The sequence below is a fragment of the Kitasatospora sp. NPDC094015 genome, from assembly GCF_040304075.1.
Taxonomy (GTDB): domain Bacteria; phylum Actinomycetota; class Actinomycetes; order Streptomycetales; family Streptomycetaceae; genus Kitasatospora.
The window spans coordinates 25,864-32,220 of sequence record NZ_JBEOUL010000050.1; the positions used below are offsets into that span (position 1 = coordinate 25,864).

The 6,357-nt window shown below is 74.3% G+C and carries 7 protein-coding genes; 5 read left to right on the plus strand and 2 right to left on the minus strand.

What is annotated here, in order from left to right; all coding sequences use genetic code 11:
* Nucleotides 1-171: 171 nt before the first annotated feature.
* The 5 genes from ABT014_RS32805 to ABT014_RS32825 all read left to right on the plus strand — a co-directional run bounded on the left by ABT014_RS32805 (nt 172) and on the right by ABT014_RS32825 (nt 5,433).
* Nucleotides 172-1,068, plus strand: a complete 897-nt coding sequence (locus tag ABT014_RS32805; protein WP_350643194.1) for an alkaline phosphatase family protein — start codon at nt 172-174, stop codon at nt 1,066-1,068.
* Between the two features lie 2 nt (nt 1,069-1,070).
* Nucleotides 1,071-2,339: an MFS transporter gene (locus tag ABT014_RS32810; protein WP_350643207.1), complete on the plus strand. Its 1,269-nt coding sequence runs from the start codon at nt 1,071-1,073 to the stop codon at nt 2,337-2,339.
* Nucleotides 2,336-3,361: a TolB family protein gene (locus ABT014_RS32815; RefSeq protein ID WP_350643196.1), complete on the plus strand. Its 1,026-nt coding sequence runs from the start codon at nt 2,336-2,338 to the stop codon at nt 3,359-3,361. The genes ABT014_RS32810 and ABT014_RS32815 overlap by 4 nt, the downstream gene beginning before the upstream one ends.
* 98 nt (nt 3,362-3,459) lie before the next feature.
* Nucleotides 3,460-4,677, plus strand: a complete 1,218-nt coding sequence (locus ABT014_RS32820) for a serine hydrolase domain-containing protein (protein WP_350643198.1) — start codon at nt 3,460-3,462, stop codon at nt 4,675-4,677.
* Nucleotides 4,678-4,728: 51 nt separating this feature from the next.
* A complete protein-coding gene (locus ABT014_RS32825) occupies nt 4,729-5,433 on the plus strand; it encodes a TetR/AcrR family transcriptional regulator (protein WP_350643200.1) in 705 nt (234 codons plus the stop codon).
* Here ABT014_RS32825 and ABT014_RS32830 read toward each other — a convergent pair.
* Both ABT014_RS32830 and ABT014_RS32835 read right to left on the minus strand, forming a co-directional pair.
* A complete protein-coding gene (locus ABT014_RS32830; protein WP_350643201.1) occupies nt 5,370-5,594 on the minus strand; it encodes a hypothetical protein in 225 nt (74 codons plus the stop codon). The genes ABT014_RS32825 and ABT014_RS32830 overlap by 64 nt on opposite strands.
* A gap of 115 nt (nt 5,595-5,709) precedes the next feature.
* The gene (locus ABT014_RS32835) at nt 5,710-6,216 is read right to left on the minus strand and encodes a MarR family winged helix-turn-helix transcriptional regulator (protein ID WP_350643203.1); all 507 of its coding nucleotides are present in this window, start codon (nt 6,214-6,216) and stop codon (nt 5,710-5,712) included.
* Nucleotides 6,217-6,357 lie beyond the last annotated feature (141 nt).

The following is a 6,357-nucleotide window of genomic DNA, read 5'->3' on the forward strand; positions in this document are numbered from 1 at the left end:
GCCGAGCACCATCCGGGGCCCTTGAGGCCTTCGTGCCCGCCGCGGCCCGGTCCGGTGCAGGCGCAGCACCGCCCGGCGAGGCACCCCCGTTCCCCGTCCGCCCCTGCGGCCCCAGGTACCGCTGCTCGGGCGCCGAGCCTTCGTCCACCCTTTCTCGTACAGGAGACCCCTATGCCCACCAACACCCCGGGCCGTCACCGCCGTTCCCGGAAGAAGATCGTGCTCGCCATCGCCCTGCCGACGGCACTGGCGGCCGGCGCTGCCACCGCCATGGCGGGCTTCGGGTCCGCGTCCGCCGCGGCGACCGTGCCGAAGCCGGACCACGTCGTCGTGGTCATGATGGAGAACCACGCCTACAAACAGATCATCGGCAGCAAGGACGCGCCGTACCTCAACTCCCTCGCCAAGAACGGCGCCCTCCTCAAGGCCTCGTACGGAATCACCCACCCCAGCCAGCCGAACTACTTCGCCGTCTTCTCCGGCAGCACCCAGGGCATCACCGGCGACGACTGCTACAAGGTCGGCTCGATGTCCGCCCCCAACCTCGCCTCCGAGCTGATCGCGGCCGGCAGGAGCTGGGGCAGCTACAACGAGTCGCTCCCCAAGGAGGGCTCCACCACCTGCAAGGACGGCAAGTACGCCCAGAAGCACAGCCCCTGGTTCGCGTTCAAGAACGTGCCGGCCAACACGGGGCACACCTTCGGCCAGTTCCCCACCGACTTCACCAAGCTCCCCACGGTCTCCTTCGTCACCCCCAACCTCTGCTCCGACATGCACGACTGCTCGGTCGGCACCGGGGACAGCTGGATCAAGAACAACCTCGGCGCGTACGCCGAGTGGGTCAGGACCCACAACAGCCTGCTCGTCGTCACCTACGACGAGGACGACAAGCACAGCGGCAACCAGATCCCCACCGTGCTGTACGGGCAGCCCGTCAAGGCCGGCAGCGCGCCGACCACCAAGTACAACCACTACAACCTCCTGCGCACCCTGGAGGACATGGCCGGGCTCGGCACCCACGCCGGCAAGGCGGGCAGCGCCTCCGACATCACCGGCGTGTGGATCTGACGATGTACCTCGCGGACAGCCGTCGCCCCGCGGCATCCGCCGCCGCCCCGGCCCTCGGGCCGGGGCGGGCCGCGCGGATCGCCCCCACCGTCCTGGCCCTCGGCACGGTCAGCCTGATCACCGACGTCTCCTCCGAGATGGTCACCGCGGTCCTGCCGCTCTACCTCGTCACCGCCCTCGGCGTCACCCCGCTCGGCTTCGGCCTGCTGGACGGCGTCCTCAACGGCGCCTCCGCCGCCCTGCGCCTGCTCGGCGGCCTCCTCGGCGACCGCGGCGGCGGCCGCCACAAGGCCGTCGCCACCGCCGGGTACGGCCTCTCCGCGCTCTGCCGGCCGGCGCTCCTGCTGGCCCGCACCACGCCGCTGATCGGCCTCGTCCTCGCCGTCGACCGGGTCGGCAAGGGGCTGCGCACCGCACCCCGCGACGCCATGATCTCCCTCGCCACCCCACCCGAACGGCGCGGCCGCGCCTTCGGCGTGCACCGGGCGATGGACACCGCCGGCGCGCTCACCGGGCCCCTGCTCGCCTTCCTCATCCTGCGCGCCGCCCCGGGCGGGTTCCACGCCGTGTTCACCGTCAGCTCCTACGTCGCCGCACTCGGCGTGCTCGTCCTGGTGCTCCTGGTCCCCGGCCGCAGCCTGCGCTCCACCCCGGCCCGTACGGCCCGGCCGCGCTCCCGCGGACTGCTCCGCCGGCCCGCCCTGCGCCGGATCACCGCCTGCGCGAGCCTGCTCGGGCTCGCCACGGTCAGCGACTCCTTCCTCTACCTGCTGCTGCAACGCCGGCTCGAACTCCCCGCGGCCTGGTTCCCGCTGCTGCCGCTCGGCACCGCCGCCGTCTACCTGCTGCTCGCCGTTCCGGTCGGCACGCTCGCCGACCGGATCGGGCGCCGTCGCCTGTTCGTGCTCGGCCATGCCGCACTGCTGGCGGCCTACGCCCTGCTGCTCGTACGGCCCGGCGCCGGCGCACCGCTCGCCGCGGCCGTCCTCGCCCTGCACGGGATCTTCTACGCCGCCACCGACGGCATCCTCGCCGCCACCGCCGCGGGCGCCGTGCCCGAGGCGCAGCGCGGCGCCGGTCTCGCCCTGGTCGGCACCGGCCAGGCAGCCGGGCGGTTCGCCTGCTCCCTCGCGGTCGGCGCGCTCTGGAGCCGCTGGGGCGACACCACCGCCCTGGCCGTGATGGCGGTCGCCCTCACCGCCGCCGTCGCGATCGCGACCCGCCTGCTGGGCCCGCACCCCGAGCACCGCCGCCGGGAGGAGACGTCGTGACCCTTCGCCGCAGACTGACCGTCCTGATCATCGCCGTCGCCCTGCTCGCCCTCGCGGGCAGCTGGACGGTGCTGCGCGCCGTCCAGGCGTCACGGCTCGGCCACCGGGCCGCGGCGGACGATCCGCGGATCGAGCCCGGCCCCGTCACGCTCGGACCGGCCGCGGGCGGTCCCCGGCTGGTCTTCCGCTCCATGACCTGGGGCGACCACCGCGACGAGCTGGGCTCCGCCCCGCTCGCCGACCCGGCCGGGACCCGCACCGTCGCGGCCCCGACCTGCCTGCGCTTCCACGCCGCCGCCGGCACCGGGATCTGCCTGCAGGCCGTGCACGGCCTGCTGGAGGACACCTACCGCGCGATCGTCCTCGACGCCGACCTGCACGAGCGGCGCCACTACGACCTCGCCGGCATCCCCACCCGGGCGCGGGTGTCGCCCTCGGGCCACCTGGTCGCCTGGACGGTGTTCGTCGGCGGCGACTCGTACGCCGGCACCGACTTCTCCACCCGCACCACCGTGCTCGACACCACCACCTGGACCCTCCAGGAGGACCTGGAGAGCTACGCCGTCACCCTGGACGGCAAGCCCTACCGTGCGGTCGACACCAACGTCTGGGGCGTCACCTTCGCCGACGACCGCCACTTCTACGCCACTCTCGCCACCGGCGGCCGGACCCACCTGGTCGCCGGCGACGCCGTCGACCACACCCTGACCACGCTCCACGACAACGTGGAGTGCCCCTCGCTGTCCCCCGACGGCACCCGCATCGCGTACAAGAAACGGGTACCCGGCCTGAGCGAGGACGCCCCCTGGCGGCTGTACGTCCTGGACCTGAGGTCCATGGCGGAGACGGCCACCACCGAGGAGCGCGCCATCGACGACCAGGCGCTGTGGCTGGACGACCGCACCCTCGCCTACGCCCTCCCCGGCGACGACGGCACCGACCTGTGGACCGTCCCCGCCGACGGCACCGGTGCCCCCGTCCTGCTCGCCGCCGCCGCACTCGCCCCCGCCGTCGTGCGGTGATCGGCCGCGGGCCGCGGGCCGCCGCCTTGCCCCGCCCAACCAATGGTGTCACCATTGGTTCATAATAGGAGTGCGAGACTCTGCGGAGGTGCAACAGCATGGCGGGCGACAGGACGTGGGCGGTCGGAGCCGGGGTGGTCACGGCGACCGCGGCGGCGGCCGCGGGCGTGCGGTGGATGTGGCGGCACCAGGACGCGCTGATGCTGCGTCCCCCGCTGAACGAGTGGACGTTCACGCACATGTCGTCACTGCTGCCGTCGGAGCGGGTGCCGCGCGCCGCCCGGCCGAGCGTCCTGCCGCGCGCCCCCAGGGCGCTCGACCTCACGTACGCGTGGGACGGGGCCACGCACACCCTCTCCGACCTGCACGTCCGGACGCGCACGACGGGGTTCGCGGTGCTGCACCGGGGGCAGCTGGTGCACGAGGCGTACCCGGGCCGGTTCGCGGCACCGCACCGCCGGTTCCAGCTGTTCTCGCTGACGAAGTCGGTGACGTCCGCGCTGCTGGGGATCGCGCTGGAGGACGGCGCGATCGGCTCGACGGACGACAAGGTCGTCGCGTACTGCCCGCACCTGGCCGGTTCGGCCTTCGACGGCCCGTCGATCGAGGACCTGCTGCACATGACCAGCGGCGCGGGCGGGACCGAGGACTACGAGGACCCGGACTCCCCCGTCAACCGGCTGATGCGCGCGGTCACCGGGCAGCGGGGCACGGTGCTGGAGGCGGTGCGGTCGGTGCTTCCGCACAGCCGGCCGGGCACCCGGTTCAACTACTCGACGATCGACACCCAGGTGCTGGGCTGGGTCCTGGAGGCCGCGACCGGCCGGACCTTGGCGCAGTACGCCGCCGAGCGGCTGTGGGGGCCGATCGGCGCGGAGTCCGATGCGTACTACGCGCTGTCGCGCGGGCTGCCGCGCACCGCCGTCGGTGGCGGCTCGTTCAACGCGACGGTGCGGGACCTGGCCCGGTTCGGCCTGCTGATGGCCCGTGGCGGGCAGTGGCACGGCACGCAGGTCGTCCCGCGGTGGTGGGTCGAGCGCAGTCACGGCGCGGGCCTGCCGCACCTGGAGGTCGGCGCGCTCGGCGAGGGGCACCCCACCGGCTACGGATACTCCAATCAGTGGTGGACCCTCGGCGGGCCGCACCGCGCCTTCACCGGCCTCGGCATCTACGGGCAGTTCCTGTGGATCGACCCGGTCGCCGACGTGGTGGTGGTGAAGACCAGCGCCTGGCCGGTGGCGGACGACCCCGCGTTGGACGGCGAGACCGCGACGGCGCTCACCGCGCTGGTCACCCATCTGGCAGCGGACGGGTAGGCGCAGGCGGGAGCCCGGCCGGGTCCGATCGCACCCCCCTAGGATGAGGGCATGACGGATCCCAGCAGCCCGGCCCCCCGATCCGCCGGCGCCGGACGGGGGCGGCCACCGTCGAACACCCTCAGCCGGGAACGCATCCTGGACGCGGCGCTGGCGGTGCTGGAGTCGGAGGGCCCGGAGGCGCTGACGCTGCGCCGGCTCGGCACCGACCTGAGCTCCAACCACACGGCGGTGCTGCGCTACTTCTCCGGCAAGGACGACATCCTGCTGGGCCTCGCCGACCGGCTGATCGCCGAGGCCGTCGACGGCTTCGAGCCCGGCCCCACCTGGCGGGCGACACTGACCGCGCTGGCCCGCCGGGTGCGCCGGGCCTGCCTCGCCCACCCGGCGCTGGCCGTACTGGTCGCCTCCCGGGTGTCCCGGCGCGACGCGGAGTTCCGCGGGGCGGACCTGGTGGTGGGCGCCCTGCGGGCGGCGGGCTTCGGCGCACAGGAGTCCGCCCGCTACTACCGGGCGCTGGTCGACGTCACGCTGGCGATGAGTTCCTTCGAGGCGGCCTCGGCCGTCCTGGACGGACCGGAGCGGGAGGGCGACCGGATGGCCTGGCGGCGGGAGTACCTGGCGGCCTCTCCGCAGAGCTTTCCGCACCTCGCCTCCGTGGCGCCGTACTTGGCGCAGGCCGACGAGGACGATCAGTTCGAGTTCGTGATGGGGCTGCTGCTGGACGCGGTGGAGTCGCGCTCCGGCCGCGGGTAGCCGCCGCGGAGCCGGCCCGCCACCCGCAGGAGCGCCGGCGCCCCGATCACCACCGGTGCCCGGGCCCGGCCGAGCCGGCGTCCCGTCACCGAACCGGCCGGGGCACCCGCCAGCGCCGGCACCCCGGCGGTCAGCACCACCGCCACCGCGGTCGGCGACATCCCGGCACGCTCCTCGCCGAGCACCCCGGCGTACGACCACGCTCCCTGGTCGGTGGCGGCCGGCAGCGCGACGGCCGAGCCGGAAGGCGGCAGGTCGGCGCGGGCGCAGGGAAGGTCAGCCGGCCGCGTCCGGCGGGCGGGCCGCCAGCACGCGGGTGACCAGGTCGGTGAGCGTGACCCGCTCCTCGGGGGTGAGGACGGCGAACCACTGCTGCTCGCGGCGGGACTGCTCGACGAAGGCCTCCTCGACGGCGCGCTCCCCCTCGGAGGTCAGCGCGGCGGCCACGGCGCGGCGGTCGCCCGGGACCGGCCGGCGTTCGACCAGGCCGTCGCGTTCGAGGGTGTTGATGACATTGGTGACCGCCGCCCGGGACATCGCGGAGATCTCCGCGAGGCGGGCGGGCTGGGTGGGGCCGAGCAGCCAGAGCTTGAACATCAGCCGGAAGCCGGGGAGGGTCCAGCCGCGCGGGCGGTGGACGTGGCCGTCCAGGTCGGCGACCACCAGGTACGACAGGTGCAGGAGGTGGTAGGCGAGCGAGAAGGCCTCCGGGTCGGCGGGGGGCGGCAGCTCGGCCAGCCGTTCGCGGGCGTAGGCGGCATATCTGAGATCTGGGCGGTCCACGCGGGAAAGTCTTGCGCATGGCGGCCCCCGTGGTGGATTGTTACGGCCCGGGGAAAAGACACCAACAAGGGTGCTTGTCGGGTCGCAGACACGGGGGCGTGGGAGGCGGGCCAGCCCGCCGCCCGCCCCCAGCGCAAGGGG